Annotated in this window: 11 protein-coding genes and 1 tRNA gene; 6 read left to right on the top strand and 6 right to left on the bottom strand. The window is 53.2% G+C overall.

Annotated features, from left to right (window positions below):
* Nucleotides 1-124: 124 nt before the first annotated feature.
* Nucleotides 125-859 (bottom strand): Bax inhibitor-1/YccA family protein, encoded by a 735-nt coding sequence (locus DG177_RS15970; protein ID WP_108812398.1) that lies wholly within the window; start codon nucleotides 857-859, stop codon nucleotides 125-127.
* Nucleotides 860-1052: 193 nt separating this feature from the next.
* Here DG177_RS15970 and DG177_RS17810 point away from each other — a divergent pair, with 193 nt between their 5' ends.
* The gene (locus DG177_RS17810; protein WP_337658946.1) at nucleotides 1053-1217 is read left to right on the top strand and encodes a hypothetical protein; all 165 of its coding nucleotides are present in this window, start codon (nucleotides 1053-1055) and stop codon (nucleotides 1215-1217) included.
* A 25-nt stretch (nucleotides 1218-1242) separates the two neighbouring features.
* Here DG177_RS17810 and DG177_RS15965 read toward each other — a convergent pair whose 3' ends face one another.
* Both DG177_RS15965 and DG177_RS15960 read right to left on the bottom strand, forming a co-directional pair.
* Nucleotides 1243-1701 carry an arsenate reductase/protein-tyrosine-phosphatase family protein gene (locus DG177_RS15965; protein ID WP_108812397.1) on the bottom strand — a complete coding sequence of 153 codons (459 nt, stop codon included), beginning with the start codon at nucleotides 1699-1701 and terminating at the stop codon, nucleotides 1243-1245.
* A gap of 71 nt (nucleotides 1702-1772) precedes the next feature.
* Nucleotides 1773-2354, bottom strand: coding sequence for a superoxide dismutase family protein (locus DG177_RS15960; RefSeq protein ID WP_108812396.1), 582 nt, complete (start codon nucleotides 2352-2354; stop codon nucleotides 1773-1775).
* 105 nt (nucleotides 2355-2459) lie between these two features.
* On the opposite strand from DG177_RS15960, the gene folK reads away from it, so the two are divergent.
* Together folK and DG177_RS15950 are read left to right on the top strand one after the other, a co-directional pair.
* Complete coding sequence (gene folK, locus DG177_RS15955) at nucleotides 2460-2942, top strand: 2-amino-4-hydroxy-6-hydroxymethyldihydropteridine diphosphokinase (RefSeq protein WP_108812395.1); 483 nt, start codon at nucleotides 2460-2462, stop codon at nucleotides 2940-2942.
* A gap of 88 nt (nucleotides 2943-3030) precedes the next feature.
* Nucleotides 3031-3106 (top strand) — tRNA-Lys (locus tag DG177_RS15950).
* Between the two features lie 349 nt (nucleotides 3107-3455).
* Here DG177_RS15950 and DG177_RS15945 read toward each other — a convergent pair.
* A complete protein-coding gene (locus DG177_RS15945; protein ID WP_108812394.1) occupies nucleotides 3456-5129 on the bottom strand; it encodes a hypothetical protein in 1674 nt (557 codons plus the stop codon).
* A 170-nt stretch (nucleotides 5130-5299) separates the two neighbouring features.
* On the bottom strand, nucleotides 5300-5947 hold the full coding sequence (locus tag DG177_RS15940) for a response regulator transcription factor (protein ID WP_337658945.1): 648 nt from the start codon (nucleotides 5945-5947) through the stop codon (nucleotides 5300-5302).
* Nucleotides 5948-6017: 70 nt separating this feature from the next.
* Between DG177_RS15940 and DG177_RS15935 the strand changes: the two genes are divergently transcribed.
* From DG177_RS15935 to DG177_RS15925, 3 genes are all read left to right on the top strand, one after another.
* Nucleotides 6018-8033 carry an ATP-binding protein gene (locus DG177_RS15935; RefSeq protein ID WP_108812393.1) on the top strand — a complete coding sequence of 672 codons (2016 nt, stop codon included), beginning with the start codon at nucleotides 6018-6020 and terminating at the stop codon, nucleotides 8031-8033.
* A 288-nt stretch (nucleotides 8034-8321) separates the two neighbouring features.
* Complete coding sequence (locus DG177_RS15930) at nucleotides 8322-8603, top strand: sodium/substrate symporter small subunit (RefSeq protein WP_108812392.1); 282 nt, start codon at nucleotides 8322-8324, stop codon at nucleotides 8601-8603.
* Nucleotides 8604-8614: 11 nt separating this feature from the next.
* Nucleotides 8615-10390 carry a VC_2705 family sodium/solute symporter gene (locus tag DG177_RS15925; RefSeq protein WP_108812391.1) on the top strand — a complete coding sequence of 592 codons (1776 nt, stop codon included), beginning with the start codon at nucleotides 8615-8617 and terminating at the stop codon, nucleotides 10388-10390.
* Nucleotides 10391-10638: 248 nt separating this feature from the next.
* On the opposite strand, the gene DG177_RS15915 is transcribed toward DG177_RS15925, so the two are convergent.
* On the bottom strand, nucleotides 10639-17655 hold the full coding sequence (locus DG177_RS15915; protein WP_108812389.1) for a hypothetical protein: 7017 nt from the start codon (nucleotides 17653-17655) through the stop codon (nucleotides 10639-10641).
* Nucleotides 17656-17676: the final 21 nt, after the last annotated feature.

Genomic DNA, 17676 nt, shown 5'->3' with positions numbered 1-17676 from the left:
ATCCTTAGGTTGCGGGCCCGCTGTTGTCCAGCAAATGCAATGGAAAAACGATCAACTGACAAAAGAAAAAGCCCAGCAGTTTCCTGCCGGGCTTTGTCTTAGGTCAAAGGATATGAATAGAGCCTTAGTCCTGGCTGCCCATGAAGCTGAGCAGGAATTGGAACATATTGATAAAGTCCAGATACAGATTGAGCGCACTCATGATGATGACCTTTCCGACCATATCGGTACCGGCAACATAAGCATACATGCTCTTGATCCGCTGCGTATCATATGCCGTCAGGCCTGCGAAGACTAGAACACCGATTGCACTGATTACAAAATGCATCATTGTTGACTGCAAGAAGATGTTGATGACCATCGCTACCAGCAAGCCAATTACGCCCATGATCAGGAAGCTGCCCCAGCCAGACAAATCTTTCTTTGTCGTATAACCGAACAGGCTAAGACCCAAGAAAGCCGCCGATGTTGCAAAGAAAGTCTGAGCAATCGAAGCACCGGTATAAACGAGAAAAATTGTCGACATGGACAGACCCATCAAGGTCGCAAAGCCCCAGAACATCGCCTGCAGCGTAAATGTTGAAAATTTATTCTGTCCAAAGCTCATGGCAAAAACAATCGCCAGCGGAGACAAGATGATAAGCCATTTCAGTGGTCCACCACCAAACATAATCTCTGCCGCCATTCCGGAGCTGGCAAACAGCATCGCAACAATACCAGTAAGCAGAACACCGCTCGCCATGTAGTTATATACTTTGAGCATGTAAGAACGCAGTCCGGCGTCATAAGCGACGTCAGATTGTGGCGTCGTGCCAACAGGTGTACGCGACATTGTCGCTCGTGGGTCAGGCCAAGCCATGATATTCAAACTCCTCGGTTTATTCCGCCGCAAAAATACGTGATAGCGGCACTATCCTATCCAATATCGGTTTATTATGTGAATTTTTCAAGAAAAACTGAATGCCTAACCGATAAAATCAACCATCATACTCATAGATAGCTTCAATCGATATATGAAATGCAGCCAGAAAATCGATAATCAGGACGAATAAATGACGCAAATCACTCTTTATGAATATGCACCCTCTCGATCTGCTCGCTGTCATTGGACATTATTGGAAGCCAATCTCAAATTCACCTCCGCAAGCGATGGCCCGTCATTGGTCGGTAGCGAGGCGCGGCAGCATTCGACGCTGGGTAGCATCGGCAAGTTCTGACCAAGCGAGCAAGAACGGCCACAGCTTACGACAATTTTATCACCAGCGCTTTGGCCGCCGCCGATACATCATCCCAGGTCTCGTCAAATGCGGTATCCGCTTCATAGTAGGGATCAGCGACGTCTTCGCCGGCGCGGCCTTCGACATGATCCAGCAAAAGCGATAATTGAGCAGAACCATCAGCCGGCTGTTTCGCCAAGAGGTTGACCATATTCTCATTATCCAATGCAATGATATGATCGAAATCTCGAAAATCGGCTGTGCGCAACGCGCGAGCGCGCAGATGGTCGAGTGGTGCCCCGTTTTTCTTCCCGACCGCTTGCGCACGTTCATCCGGCGGCTGCCCCGCGTGCCAATCATGAGTGCCAGCAGAATCGACAATCAAAGATTTGCCCACACGTGCGCATTCTTGACGTAACGCCGCTTCAGCTAAAGGCGAACGACAAATATTACCCATGCAGACGAAAAGAACTGAAATAGCCATGCGACCCCCCGATAGCTAATTGATATGCTTATTTAGACGGGTTGATCGTGATCGCAATCACCAATTTCAAATTATTGTGCTGGTTCAAACCTTTGAATTTCAAAGACACCACAAGCAACCCGGCCACCACTTTCGCCGGATGGATCCGTCTTCAAGTCATCTGGCCCAGCATGCACCACAAACGCAGCGCCGTCCGCATCCATCAACGCATTCGGCCCCTCTTTCAAACTCGCTTCCTCAATGGTGGCTTCGACAGAGCCAGTTCCATCATCACCGATTTCCAGATTAAAAAAGTCACCCATATGAGCACCTTTGGGATTATCAAATCCATGTTCTTTCTGGGTCGGGTTCCAATGACCGCCGGCCGATTTGAAATCCGGCCCTACGCATTTGCCAACTTCGTGGATATGAACGCCCCGCGGGCCTGGCGAGAGGCCTTCGGCTTTTATTTGTACGAGCAGACCACCGTCGCCCTCGCCGATGATCACTTCGCCATATTGCGTCTGATCCGCACCTATCAGGCTGGCGCGTGCGATGCTTTCAGCGGGTTCAAGCTCGGATCCTGCGCCATTTCCACCACAGGCAGCCAATGACAAGATCAATCCGACCGACGTTGCTCCTTTGCCAATGCAACTCAATTGTCGACCGCCCATAGCATGCTCCTTGGTTTGCCTTGTAACGCAACTATGTTAGCAGCGGTTTCATGACCTTGAAACCGTTAGTTTCACGCTAGTTATCACAATTTCCAGAGGATACCGTTGCCCGATACCCGCTTCCTGATCGCCCTGGGGTCCAATCAACGTCATGTGCGCCATGGCCCGCCGCGCGCTGTTTTGAATGCTGCTTTGACAAAACTAGCGCAGCAAGGCCTGACAGTCCTCAAATATTCTTCCACTATAGCGTCGAGGCCTGTTGGACCATCTAGTCGCGCTTATGCAAATGCGGCTGCAATCATCGAAACGGGGCTTGATCCGGTCGACTTGCTCAATCTGCTAAAAACTATCGAATCGCATTTTGGAGCTCGTCGCGGGCAAGCCTGGTCTCGCAGAGTTCTAGACCTGGATATTATTTTGTGGAGCGAAGGCCCGTTTTCGAGCGCGGATCCTGAGCTGACAATTCCTCATCCTTTGTTGCGGGAACGCCCCTTTGTTTTACGTCCAAGCGTCGAAATTGCGCCAGATTGGCGTGATCCAGTAACCGGTCTGACGATTGCACAAATTGCTTCGCGCCAAGGCCTGTGATAAATTACTGGCAAAACATCCCAAAGCCGCTTGACCCCATGGCCAAGCACCACTAGGGAGGCGCTTCGCAACAGCCGCTTGCAGTTGTGGGCCCTTAGCTCAGTCGGTAGAGCAACTGACTTTTAATCAGTAGGTCGCTGGTTCGAACCCAGCAGGGCTCACCATTATTTCTTCTATCCTTTGAATGTGGAATGGTTGGTTAGCCTGCGGATTATGTAGGGCTCGGCTTATTACGCGAAGCTTGCAGAACCATTCTCGGCCTCGCGAATGCACTTGCGATTTTCCACACTTCGACACCATCTGTGCTGAACAATTTCTTGAGCATGCGCTGGTCGCCTCGATGCCCAAATCCTGAGCAGTGAATAACCGCGATGCACTTCCGTTTTAGCAACTGAGAGGGTCTTAGGGGGCTGAACTTTACTTGCGATAGGCCAAAAGAAAAAGGAGGAGCGGTCGCCGCTCCTCCTTGTATTGACCTGTCGAGATCGAGGGTCGCTTGCGATCTCGATCAGGTCAGCACTCCTTGTCATTTTCCTTCTTGCGGAAAATGTTACCCAGACCACAGCCGATTTTTTTCGTCACCTTGCCGGTATTTTCCAAATGGTGCTTGGCCCGATCCCCCATGACTTTTGCAGTCGCTGCGACAGGCTTGTCACTGGTCAGGGCTGCACCGTAAGCTGCGCGCCGTTCCCTGCCACTTTGCAGGTCCATACCGGTGGCATTTTCGACTTTCGCACGATTTTTATCGCCATAGGCCTGCAGATTTTCCTGCATCTTTCCCGGTGTGGTGAATGTTTCGCCAATTTTGCGAAAATTCTCCCGGTGATGCGCTGCACGTGCCTTTGCGACGTCACCCAGGGTCACATCCTTGTCGAAAATCGCGGATCCATATTGGAACGTGGTGGAGACCGGATCCTGAATATCGGCTCCGGTGACGGCTTCAATGCCTTCGGTCGCGGCGATTTCAGCCACCACTACAACCGCTCCTACGCCTGTGCCTGCCACCGCAGCGCGGCCCGCCTTGCCTATTTTTCCGGCGGTTGCGCCGGCCTTGGCCATTTTGGCAAGCTTAGCAGCGTCTACGGCGGTGGATGCGGCTTTCAATCCGCCTGCACCGCGCGCCACCTGAGCAGCACGACCGGCTTTGTTCAGTTTGGAAATATCACCAGCCTTGTTGATACGCTGCATCAATTTCGCTTCGTTGGTGGCTCCGCCGATTCCGCGGGCTGCCTGAGCGGCTGTGCCATTCCCGATAAGTCGTCCGGTTCCCTTGGGACCGGCTTTTTTCAAGATCTCGCCTCTGAGGCGTCCTTCGGTCAGTTTCGTTGCGGCTGTACCACCGCGAGGAACCCTTCCGGCCGAGCCGACCATTTTGGCGGTCTTGCCGATGGATCCGCTTGCCTTGTAAGCGATACCTCCGGCTACGACTGTACCAATACCCAGCTTGGCCTCGTCGGAAAGACCGCCTTCATCGGTGCTGTCATTGCTGCCGGTGGCAAGTTCGGCCTGCCCGGCTACACCTGGGGGTAAAAGACCACAATTGCCACACCGCTCCACGAAAGGCTCTGTGACGCCCGGTTCCAAGGCTGGTTGAGCTTCAATTATCGGCTGCCCGATAACGCCGGGTTGTGGTGGCCCCAGCGCATGTGATGGCGGTCCGGGGCGACTACGATATTGGGCAGGCACCCGGCTTTCCTGTATCGCCGCAATGAAATGCTGGGGATAGAATAACTCAACCGGATCAAGATGGTAGGTGACCGGAACCAGTGATGCGACCGTCGCTGTGATCGAACCGTCTTCCTGAACCACCATATTGGCCTTCGCCATCAGCGGCAGGTCGTCCGCCACATAAACATTGGGCGCTTCCTGTTTGAAATTGCGCAGCACAACCATGTCGGGCTGAATTTCAAAGACAAATGCGTGGATCCAGCTCTCAAGCGCATAAGCACGTCCAGCCTCGACTATAATATGTTTGCCCAGTTCGCGAATTTGCCAGACGCCATCGATAGCCATGGGCTCCGTTACCGCTACCTGATCTGCCTTTGGCAGTAATCCAGGAATCTGTGCCTGGGCCGTTTGATGTGGCATTGGAGCTATGACCGCACCAGCCGCAGCCAGCGTCAGCAAAGCGCCTGAAATTTTCAAACCGAATTTTCTACCCCTAACGGTATTGCTTCCCTTTTTCATCGTCTCTTCCTTCTCATCGGAGACCGATATGGCCCCACTCCCTGTCATCCTGAGTAGCAAGGAAGGCTGTGACGCTGAATGAGGTGAATCCCCCATTTCAAAATCTTGGTGTCCAAGAGTAATCAGCATTCATGCCGACCACTAATTCAGACAGTATCTCTTTAGAGTATTCAGATTTCCGCCGCGGGGTCGATCAATCCCTCGCGCAGGGAATAGGCAATCAGTTGCGCGACCGAATGGACGTCCAGTTTCTGCATGAGATTGGTGCGATGGCGGTCCACGGTCTTGGCGCTGATACCAAGGTGCCCGGAAATCTCCTTGTTGGATTGTCCTGCGACAATCAGGTTCAATATTTGCCGTTCCCGGTCAGTCAGAGCGCTCCGCTCCGGAGCCTTCTCCAAAATATCGGTAAAAAAGGGCGAAATATATCGGCCGCCCTGAAGGATCATCGGAACTTGCTGATAAAGTCCCTGATTGTCTTCCGCCTTGGAAAACAGGCCATCAACCCCGGCCTCGACCAGCTCGCTGACTTTTCCCATTGCGGATATGCCGGTGAACACGATGATCTGAGTATCAGGCGACCAGCGCCGTGTTTCGACAAGCACCTCAACACCGCCCGCCATTGGCATCGACACATCAAGAACAAGTATATCAGGGCGATGTTGTTTGACTTCCGCAATGGCATCCAGGCCATTAGCGGCTTCGGCCACCACCCTTATAACATGTCCGTCAACAAGCCGTTCGTTTTCCAACGCGGCTTTCAATCCCGAACGGACGATCGCATGATCGTCGGCAATAACGGCGGTAAAGTGGCTCATTTCAATTTTCTGCTCCGCTTGCCTTGGGGCATTTTCCTGTTCTACAACATGGAACAAATGATTGTAACCTATGACATTTCTTAGCTTGATCGCATCAAATTTCAAATCGGCTTTACGCCTTTTGACGCCCGTGACCTTTCTTGCGGTGATTGCGATTTTGAATGTTGGGCCAGCATTGGCTGCGCCGGTCCTGTCACTGAAATCCGGTGAAAACCAGACTGATCTGAGTGATCATATGGCGTATCGTCTGGGCGAAAATCGAACGCTGGTGGACATGGTTTCGGAATATGAGGCCAGCGAATTTGAAACCAGCGTTCCGGTAACTGAACAGCAGTTCGAGCCTTATTCTGATCTATGGTCCGCCCTCACCATAAAAAACGTCTCAAAACCGGACGGACGTCTGGCGGATCAGTGGATTGTAACTTTCGATGCGTTTGCTGTACGCGATGCCGATATCTTTCTGGTACGACAGTCTGGTGATGTCGACAGGTTATTATCTTTCTCTTCCGCCAAACCCTATGATCCAGCAATATTGAGCGGCACCCAGCTCAAGTCGAAACCGGTAATCTTGCGGCCTGAGGAAGCGGCCATCCTCATGGTCCGGACATCCAAACTTATGGCAGCCGCGCCAAGCCTTTCAATCAGGGACGAAGCTGATCTGGTCGAACATGAGCTGCGCACGGCTGCGCTTAACGCATCATTCTACACGCTGGCTATCTTCGGATTGATCGTAATGCTGGGGACAAATATTTCGCTCAAGAGTTCCGTCGGAATTCGATATGCCTTGCTATTCTGGCTGTTACTTGCCGCTTTGTCCTTTGACGACAACATTCCTCTCCGATTTCTGTATCCAAGTCATCCGGAATGGAATCCCTATGTCGGTTTTTTGATAAGCTATGCTTGTATCATGTTCGGCTTTTACGTTGCGGGTTCTTCAATGGTGACCCGCAAGGGCAGCCACCCGTGGTCCAAGCACGTCCAATGGTTCGCCTTGCTTCCTATCATAACTCTGGCCATGATTCCCTTTATTCCGCGCGTCACGAGTTACAAGATCCAGCTCGTCTGGACAGGCATCATGTGCCTGTCTCATTTTCTACCGCTCTACTGGTGGGAGAAATCATCCAATCGCAGATTGTTTGAGATGTGGGCTGGCCTGATCATAATCTTCATGGCGTTTCTGGTTTACGCCACATTGATGTTCAGCGGCTATCTGGAAAACCAGATTGTGCTGCGAAATTTTGCCAAAACGACCTTCATAGTGATCGGAACGCTGGTCATGCTCGGCCTTACCTATGGGATCTTTTCTCTGCGAAGGGAACATGATCGAGCGCAACAGGAAAAAATTCGTGTGCTTAAGGAAGACGCTGAGAAAAGCCAGCGGCTGCTTGAGGCCGAAAAAAACTATTCGCGCGCTCGTGATCAGGCTGCGCTTCGACAGCGTCAACTCGCAACGGCTTCTCACGACATCCGGCAGCCGTTGAGCAGTCTGCGGATGAGTCTCGACGCTGGTTCTGATAATCTAAATCATGAGACGAAACAGAATATTCGCGAAGCACTGGATTATCTGGAATCACTATCGGGCGACTATCTGTTTGAAAGTCGGCCCGTTCCAGACGAACCGCTGCCCAACGACCGACAAGTCTCTGAAAAGCCTTATCCGCTTTCGATGATCTTCCAGACCGTCGGCCAAATGTTCCGCGAAGAAGCGATTTCCAAGGGTCTCAGGCTTGATATTGTGGACAGCAGTCTTGAAACCGCACTTCCCCCGCTGGTCTTGATGCGAATGGTCAGCAATCTCGTTTCCAATGCAATCAAATATACCGTCACAGGCAAAGTGCTTGTCGGAGCCAGAAAGCGCGAAAGTGGTTTTACGATCATGGTATTGGATACCGGCTTAGGCATGTCAGATGAGGAGATTGTCCGGTTTCAGTCAGTTTATCAAAAAGGAGACGATTCAAGTGGCGAAGGATTGGGGCTGGCAATCTGCTATGACCTGGCGAAAAAAAATGGGTTGCGCATTGAGGTTTCCTCCACACCAAATCAAGGCACAAGCGTGAGTATCGTCGCCGGCGCGGACGCCCCATAGACCAGTCCGTCGCTACCGATTCACTCGCTCCAGAAACCTTAGAATCGTGGGACAAGGCCCAGTAACGATAAAGTGGTCGCTTTTGGATATGCCAAAGGACGATCAGTAAAATAATTCTCTATCTGGTGCAGTTGAACTTCGCATTGAAGCGGCATGATGTTGTGATGTGCGTGAGGCGCTGATCATATTAGTCCACAGTCACTCTTCCAAATTTTCTAATCATCTATAACCTGCTTGATAGAATGGAGAAAAACTTGTTCACCATCTTGAACAAACGGGGAGAACTCTATGTCCGAAGAAGAAGTAGAAGAAGTTGAAACTGCAGAATCGGAAAAGGCCTATTGGTCGGAAAACATCCGGTTGCTGTGGACATTGATGTCCGTCTGGTTTGTCGTGTCTTTTGGTGCCGGTATATTGTTTCGCGATTGGCTCGATCAATTTTCGTTGGGCGGATATCCCCTAGGGTTCTGGTTCGCGCAACAGGGCTCAATCTACGTCTTCATCGTTTTGATCTTCTATTACACCATCCGGATGAAGATGATCGAACGCAAATATGATCTTGATGATTGAGCGAGGCTGACATGGAAACTCAAAACCTGATCTATCTGTTCGTTGGCCTGTCCTTCGCACTCTATATCGGCATTGCGATATGGAGCCGTGCCGGTTCGACCAAGGATTTTTATGTTGCCGGCGGCGGCGTCAATCCGGTTGTCAACGGCATGGCTACCGCTGCTGACTGGATGTCTGCTGCCAGCTTCATCTCCATGGCTGGGATTATCGCCTTTTCCGGTTATGATGGCTCTGTTTACCTGATGGGCTGGACCGGCGGCTACGTGATGCTAGCGCTATTGCTTGCCCCCTATTTGCGCAAGTTCGGTCAGTTTACGGTACCCGATTTCATCGGCACACGTTACTATTCAAAAGCAGCACGCGTGGTTGCGGTGATCTGCCTGATCTTTATCAGCTTTACCTATATTGCCGGGCAAATGCGCGGTGTGGGTATCGTATTCTCGCGGTTCCTTGATGTGCCGATCACCATGGGTGTCATCATCGGTATGGCCATCGTGTTTTTCTATGCCGTACTCGGAGGTATGAAAGGCATTACCTATACCCAGGTAGCACAATATTGTGTGTTGATCTTCGCCTACATGGTTCCGGCATTCTTTATCAGTTTTCTAGTCACCGGAAATCCCATCCCACAATTGGGACTAGGGTCGACGGTAAATGATGGGTCGGGAATATATGTGTTACAAAAGCTTGATCTTGTTCTGCAGGATATGGGCTTCGGCGCCTATACCGACGGATCAAAGTCGATGATTGATGTGTTTTGCATCACCGCTGCATTGATGATCGGAACGGCAGGATTACCGCATGTGATCGTTCGATTTTTTACCGTGCCCAAAGCGTCAGATGCGCGCAAGTCGGCGGGCTGGGCGTTGGTTTTCATCGCGCTGCTTTACACAACCGCCCCGGCCGTCGGTGCCTTTGCGCGGATCAACTTCATCGAGACGGTTGACCAGACTGAATATGCAAATGCACCCGCATGGTTCAAGAACTGGGAAAGCAATGACCTGATCGCCTTCTATGACAAGAATGACGATGGGGTAATGCAGCTCAGCAGCGGCGATGCGTTTCTCGGCAAACCGACCTTTGCTGATACAACCGGCACTGCCGGACAGCGCATGGTCACCAATCCACCGAACGTGGATAGTGCCAATGAGGTCTATGTCGATCGCGATATCATGGTACTCGCCAACCCAGAAATCGCCAACCTGCCTGGCTGGGTGATTGCATTGGTGGCGGCAGGCGGCCTCGCAGCAGCGCTTTCGACGGCGGCAGGCTTGTTGCTGGTAATATCATCGTCGATCAGCCATGATTTGCTAAAGTCCACCTTTCGCCCGCAAATCACCGAAAAAGGTGAGCTGCTGGCGGCCCGCATTGCCGCTACTGCTGCGATCGTCGTGGCTGGCTTTCTTGGCATCTATCCTCCCGGATGGGTTGCTCAGGTGGTTGCCTTTGCCTTCGGCCTGGCTGCAGCATCGCTATTTCCCGCCATCTTCATGGGTATCTTTTCAAAGTCGATGAACAAGGAGGGAGCGATTGCCGGTATGGTCAGCGGATTGGTGTTTACGTTTAGCTATATCGCCTATTTCAAGCTGTTCGTACCGGATGCCAATGTCGCAGCCAATTGGCTGTTCGGTATCTCACCAGAAGGTATTGGAGTGATCGGTATGATCGTCAACTTTGCGATTGCGATTGCGGTATCGAAGATGACAGAATCGCCGCCGGTCGAAGTGCGCAAACTGATTGACTCGATCCGCGTGCCGCGCGGTGCAGGAGATGCCGCTACGCACTAGATGGATAGCTCCTCTATCAACAAAGGGCGGCCGCGCAGGACGGCGCGCGCGTCCTTGCCTCGTGAGTTCCCTCACTCACAATTAAGCAATGCGCAATCGAGAGGGTTTGCATTGAGTTTAATCGTGGGAAGCGAGAACGGTGCGGACCGGATTGCTTCATACGTCCGGCCCGCACCTATCCTGAGAAGCCTGCAAGCTTCTATGAAATTGCTTCCTCAGAAATATGGGGGTCTTGCCGGATCGAAAGACTAGAACTCTATTTTCAATCCTGTACGCCCGCCATAGCCAGTATAGCCACCGCCGATATCAGCATTGCCTTCAATGAAGCCAGTCACGCCACCCGGCGAGGCGATGTTCACACCCAGTTCGAACCGTCCAAATGTGTTGGATAGTCGATTTTCGACCTCAATGGAGGAAGCACCGCTGGTGAATACCAGACCATCACCATTTTGTGATTGATGCACCGCCTGCCCACCGAGATAATAGGTCAGCCGGTTGCTGCCATTCACACTCGCTTCTCCGCCGAGCCGCACACCGGCCATACCGCGCAAGCCATTGAAACTATCAAAATCAATATCGGCTCCTAAGGCGGAAAAGTCATCCAGACTGGCGAGTTGATATTCGACGCTCGCCAGCGGCTGGATGAAGAAAGTATCGTCGCCCCAGCGGTAACCGGCTTCAAGCCTGATTCCATAGGCTTGACCATCGAGATTGGCATTGTAACCGGCCGTTCTGGCTCTGACATTGGCATCGATAAAATCATATTTTGCCAGTGCATTGACAAAGAACCGTCCGCTGTTGATCCCCGCATAGACGCCAATATTGAAAGCATCGTAATGAACATTATCGGCGGTCCCCTCAAAGCCGAGATCTGAACTTAGATAACCGCCGGTTAGACCGATGACGACGTCTTCGTTGCCAAAGGCCGGAGCAAAATCATAGCCGGTCTGAAAGCCGAAATAGTCCTGATCGTAATCCAGCGAGATTGTCTGGGTAAAGCCAGACGAGGTGAATTCAAAATTGTCATCCTGCTGAGTCAAACTGCCATAAACTTGCATCCAGAGCGGAGAATCTGATGCAGTGCGACGAGAGGCCATATGGGCAGCCCAGGCATCGGCGGAGCGATACCAAAGCGATTGCGCGCCTTCGGCAAATTTCAGCGTTTGGAATGTCGGTACTGCGATCGCATTTGTCAGGAAGAAATCTCCCTCCGCTGCGTCAAAAGACAGTGAATAGGCAAAGAAACCGATCGTCGCGCTTTGGTCCGCTAGCGCAAAAGCATCTTCCGCGGTTCCCGCCCCAGTATCCACAACCAGAACCGTGTTGCCAAAGTTCGGGCTAGTACTGATGTCATCGATGAACAGCGATGTGTTGCCTGATACCGTGCCGCCGATAGTCAGTATGTCTGCCGAGCCTGCTCCATCGAAATTGACATCAACGCCGAGAGCACCGTTGCTCGTATAGTCATCGGGCAGGACCAAGAGGTTCCCCGCTGTGCCATTACGCATGTCGATCAGGCCGTTATTGGCGAATTGCTCAAGACCCAGAAGCGTAACAGCACCTTGCAGCGTGAGCGTGCCGTCATTGGTGAACAGGTCATTGCCGGTTCCAAAATCGCTATCCAGCGAAGCATTGAACAGACCGTTATTCACGGTAAGATCATCAAAGGCGGTCAGCTGTACACGGCCATTGATCGTACCGCTATTGGTCAGGTCCGTAACGCCCCCGCCGGCGGCGAGCGCAAAGCCCGCGCCGCTTTCCAGCGTGCCGCTATTATTCACAGTGATTGTAGAGCCGGTTGTTGCGACCATAATCGCATTGCCCGTGCCGCCCGTAACGGTGCCGGTGGTTGTGACCTCCGCAGCGCCGGTTCCTTCATGCACTACGTTGATACCATCAACGCCGCCTGTGACGTCCGCTGCCGTAATCGACACCGCGGTACCGGTGGCCGCGTTAAACGCGTCAATACCGCTGATATTGCTACCAGTAACAGTACCGGTCGAGATGATCGTCAGCGCACCGTTACCTTCATTCACGGCACTGATCCCATTGCCCTCGCCGGTGGCAGCGTTGCTGATAATCTGTAGGTCGCCGCTACCTAGGCCGTTCAGCGCGTCAATGCCATCGCCAGCCGTCCCGGTCGCGGTCCCGGTTGAGGTAATGGTCAGCGCGCCCTCACCAAGGTTGCTAGTCGAAATACCATTGGTCCCGCTGGTATCCATCGCATTGACGGTCATACCAGTGGTAAGGAGATTATTCACCGCACGAATGCCTTCGCCAGCGATGCCACTCACGCTGCCGGTAGATGTCACGATCATGATACTTTCACCATCGTTGCGCGCGTAAATACCTTGGTCGCCGCCGCTGCTATTGACAGCGGTCACCGCCAAATTGCCGCCGTTAATCGCGTTAAACGCGTAAATACCATCTCCCGCACCTCCGCTTGCGCTGGCGGTTGAAGTGATGGTCAGTGCGCCGTTGCCCTGATTAACAGCATCAATACCACTGACCGCACCTTCCGCCACGTTGCTGGTGATGGTCAAATCGGTGGTGCCCGGACCGTTATTGGCATTAATCCCGTCCCCGGCCAGACCTATGGTCGTGCCAAGCGCGTTGATGGTCAGTGATCCGCCAAAATTATCAGCGTCAATCCCATCATCCGCGCCCGTGGTCGTGGTTCCTACATCGCGATTAATGACCATCGAGGCAGAGACATCATTGGCGCTGTTATAGGCGTAAATACCATCCGCGCTTTGGCCGGTGACATCGCCGCTGACGCTGATGGTTAGACCAGCGCTGCCGAAATTGCGGGCATCTATCCCGGCGGTCCCGCCAATTACATCCGCGGCTGTGATCGACAGAGAAGTGCCGTTAAGATTATACGCAAGAATGCCGCCACCCATATTGCCGATCGCTGATCCGGTCGAGGTAACGCTTAGCGGGCCTTCACCAAAGTTGCTGGCGACGATACCGTAGCTGTTGCCACTGGCATTCACCGCATCGACCGTCAGGTCAGTGCCGTTCGTGGAGTTATATGCACCTATACCACTTAGAGAAAGCCCGGTTGCGGTACCAGCCGAAGTGATGATCAGGGCACCTTCGCCTCGGTTGTTGACCGAAATGCCAAAGGTCCCGCTGGTATCGAGTGCATTAACAGTGACGCCGTTACCATTAGCAGTATTCACCGCCCGAATACCCGCACCAGCGGTACCACTCGCGGTGCCGGTTGATGTCACGATCGTCGTACCGTCACCCTCGTTGTTGGCAAAAATACCGCGGTCGCTGCCGCTGCTATTGACGGCGGTCACCGCCAAATTGCCGCCATTGATCGAATTATACGCGTAAATGCCGTCGCCAGCACCCCCGCTCGCGCTGCCGGTTGACGTGATGGTCAACGCGCCTCCGCCCTGATTGACCGCATCAATGCCGTTAACGGAACCATTTGCGACGTTGCTGGTGATCGTCAGATCCGTGGTGCCGAGACGATTTCTGGCATTAATTCCGTCACCAGCTTCACCGATGCTCGTGCCCAGTGCATTAATGGTCAGCGGCCCTGCGAGATTGTCGGCATAGATGCCATCGGTCGTGCCGGTCGTGGTGGTGCCTGCATCCTGATCTATCTCTGTGCCGTCTTCGGCATTGCCGCTGTTATAAGCGAAGATTCCAGCTTGCGTTTGGCCGGTAACATCGCCGGTCGCGCTGATGGTCAGTATACCGGTGCCTCTGTTAAAGGCTCGTATTCCATAAGTTCCACCGGTGACTTCAGCTGCCGAGATCGACAAGGCGGTGCCATCGGCGGAGTTAACCGCAATTATGCCTTCATTGTCGGTCCCGCTCGCCAAACCGGTTGAAGTAATATTCAGCGCGCCTGTACCAATATTCAGGGCATTGATCCCATATTGGCCGCCGCTGGTATCGGCCGCGGTGATGATCAGGTCCGTACCAAAGAAGAAGTTGAATGCTGCAATGCCGGATGAGCTTGCTCCGTCCGCCATTCCGGTTGAAGTGACTGTTAGCGCGCCATTGCCTCCGTTAAAGACATTAATGCCGCTGCCGGCCCCCTCGACCACATCACTTACGATGGTGAGATCGGCGGTACCTACAGCATTAAGGGCCTCAATCCCGTCCTCGGTTTCACCGACGACCGTGCCCAGCGCGCTGATTGTCATCGATCCGCCACGATTGTCGGCAAAAACACCATCGGTCGCGCCGGTGATGATCGTCGCTTCGGCCTGATCAATCTGCATCAAACTGCCGTTGGCGCTGTTATAAGCGTAGATACCAGCTTGGCCTTGCCCGGTGGCATCACCGGTGGTGCTGATGGTCAGCGCGCCGGCACCACTGTTTCTCGCATCAATACCGCTTTCACCACCACTAGTATCCACCGCATTGACCGTCAGGTTCGTGCCACTGGCAGAGTTGAATGCGTTAATGCCATCGTAATTAGTCCCCATAGCGGTGCCCGTCGAGTTGATGGTCAGCGCACCATCGCCATCGTTAAATGCAACAATACCGTTCTGGCCACCGTCTGTATTGACTGCATTCACTGTAAGGTTTGTACCTGCGTTGGAGTTGAACGCGTCAATGGCACTGAAATCATCCCCGATAGCGGTACCCGTTGAGTCGATGGTCAACGCTTCGCTTCCCTCGTTGATTGCGAGAATCGCGTTTAAACTGCCGTCGGTATTAACGGCGTTGATTGTTAGATCGGTACCCCGGTTGATCGCATAGATACCATATGAACTAGTCCCTCTCGCCGTGTCGGTTGAAGTGATGGTCAACTCGCCACTGCCTTCGTTAAGGGCGTAAATGCCGGTGCTTTCGCCGGTCGCCACATTGCTCGTAATGGTCAGGTCGGTGGTGCCTGCACGGTTTCTGGCATCAATGCCGTCCCCACCGTCGCCATTGACCGTACCGAGCGCATTGATGATGAGGGCACCGCCATAATTTTCGGCATAGATGCCATCCGTTGCGCCGGTGATGGTTGTGGCGGCAGCTTGATCGATCTGAATGAAGGTGGCGACGTTAACATCGGCGTTGTTGTAAGCGTGGATACCGGCTTGGCCTTGGCCGGTGACATCGCCGGTTGTGCTGATGGTCAGACCAGCGTCGCCGTAATTTTGGGCATATATCCCATTGATCCCGCCAATAACATCTGCAGCTGTGATCGACAGGGAGGTGCCATTGGCAGAGTTATAGGCCCGAATGCCGACAATCTCAGTCCCGGTTGCTGTCCCGGTAGATATGATCGTCAGCGCGCCGGTGCCTTCGTTGGAAGCAGTAATGCCTCTCTCTGCGCCGTCCGTATCGACTGCATTGATGGTTAAATCAGTGCCAAAATTACTGGCGCTGATAGCATCATCGCCGGTTGCGGTCGCAATGCCGGTGGAGGTGATGGTGAGCGCGCCGGAGCCTTCATTCGATGCTCGAATACCATTAGTGGAGCCGGTCGCAATATTGCTGACAATCGTCAGGTCGGTGGTACCCGCCCGGTTTCTGGCTTCAATGCCACCCCCCGTAAGGCCGACAGCCGTGCCCAGAGCATTGATGGTGAGCGCATCAGCAAGGTTTTCAGCATAAATCCCATCGGTTGCGCCCGTGATGGTGGAGCCCGCATCCTGATTAATCACCATACCGTCTTCCGCATTGGCGCTGTTATAGGCGAAGATACCGGCTTCGCCTTGCCCAGTGACATCGCCGGTGACGCTGATAGTCAGGCTGCCGGTGCCGTAATTCTGGGCATAGATGCCGTGCCCTTCGCTGCCGCCCGTGGCCTCCGCAGCGTTGATTATCAAGGATGTGCCGTTGGCGCTGTTAAACGCTTCGATCCCGTTATAATAATCACCGGTTGCCGAGCCGGTCGAGGAGATGATCAGCGAACCATTGCCTTGGTTGTCCGCATCGATACCGTCAAAGCGACCCCTTGCTATATTGCTTGTGATTCTCAGGTTTTCAGTTCCGGCACGGTTATAGGCATTAATTCCGCTTTCGGTATCACCGCGGACTGTGCCTTGCGCATAAATCGTCAGCGATCCGCCAAAATTATTGGCGAATATACCATTATCTCTGCCATAAATGACTGTGTCTTCGGCCTGATTGATCTCCATATAGGTGAGAGCGCCGCCATTGGCGTCGTTATAGGCGCTGATACCGTCGAAGGTCTCGCCTCTGATATCTCCCGTTGTGGTGATGGTCAGGCCCTCAGAGCCATTGTTTAAGGCATATATCCCGGCGGTCCCGGTTACATCTGCAGCGGTAACCGACAGAGATGTGGTTGTGGCGGTCTGGTTATACGCATAAATGCCGACAGAGCCAAATCCCGTTGCCGTGCCGGTTGACGTGATCGTCAGCGCGCCATTGCCGGTGCTGGTTGCGCTAATACCTCTTTCAGCACCGGTTACCACATTACTGGTGATTGTTAGGTCCGTGGTGCCGTTGCCGTTGACGGCTAGAATGCCATCATCGCCGTCGGCAATCACAGCGCCGGTGACGTTAATGGTTAGGTCACCGGTGCCTTCATTACCGGCGTTGATACCATGATCCGCGGCCGTCACGTCCGCTGCGGTGATCGTCAGGTCGGTACCTTCATTGACCGCATAAATACCGTCGGTATTGACGCTACTGGTCATGCCGGTCGCAGTGATCGTCAGCACGCCGGTGCCTTGGTTGAGGGCATAAATGCCGTCAAGGGCGCCACCCGTATCATTGCTGGCGATCGTAAGATCCGTGCCGCCGGCGAAATTTGTGGCAGAAATTCCGGAGCGGGTCTGTCCTCTGATGGTGCTGGTTGAAGTCACAGAGAGCAGGCCGCCACCAGCATTGGTTATGAGAATGCCATTTTCCCGGCCGACAATGGCAGAATAGGAATCTTGGATATCTTCGAATCTGGCACCAAATATGCCGCTAATTTCAAACGCATCGGCGTTATCTACCGCTATCCCGAAACCTTCCACGGTCGAGACGGCAACCGCAACACCGCCCAACACCTGCTCAACGTCTGTGTCCGCATCTGAAGGGCCAGAGCAAGTAAAACTGTTCGGAATCGCTGCGGACTCGACACATGTCCCCGCCAGCGCAGGGGCGGTGCCGCCAAATCCCGCACCGAATATCAGCGCCGCACCAACCGCGGCAGCCGATACGGTCAGGCGCAGTTCGGCAATATGCGGAACCATACTGGCGGTGCTGCCTTTCCATTTGACGATACGCCCGCCGCGGTGGAGGACGCTTCTGCGTGAGGGATCTGACAGCAGATTAAAACGAGGCATTGATTTTCCTTCCTGAATAAC

It is taken from the genome of Sphingorhabdus sp. Alg231-15 (genome assembly GCF_900149705.1).
Taxonomy (GTDB): Bacteria; Pseudomonadota; Alphaproteobacteria; order Sphingomonadales; family Sphingomonadaceae; genus Parasphingorhabdus.
This window is presented reverse-complemented; position numbering and strand designations above follow the sequence as displayed.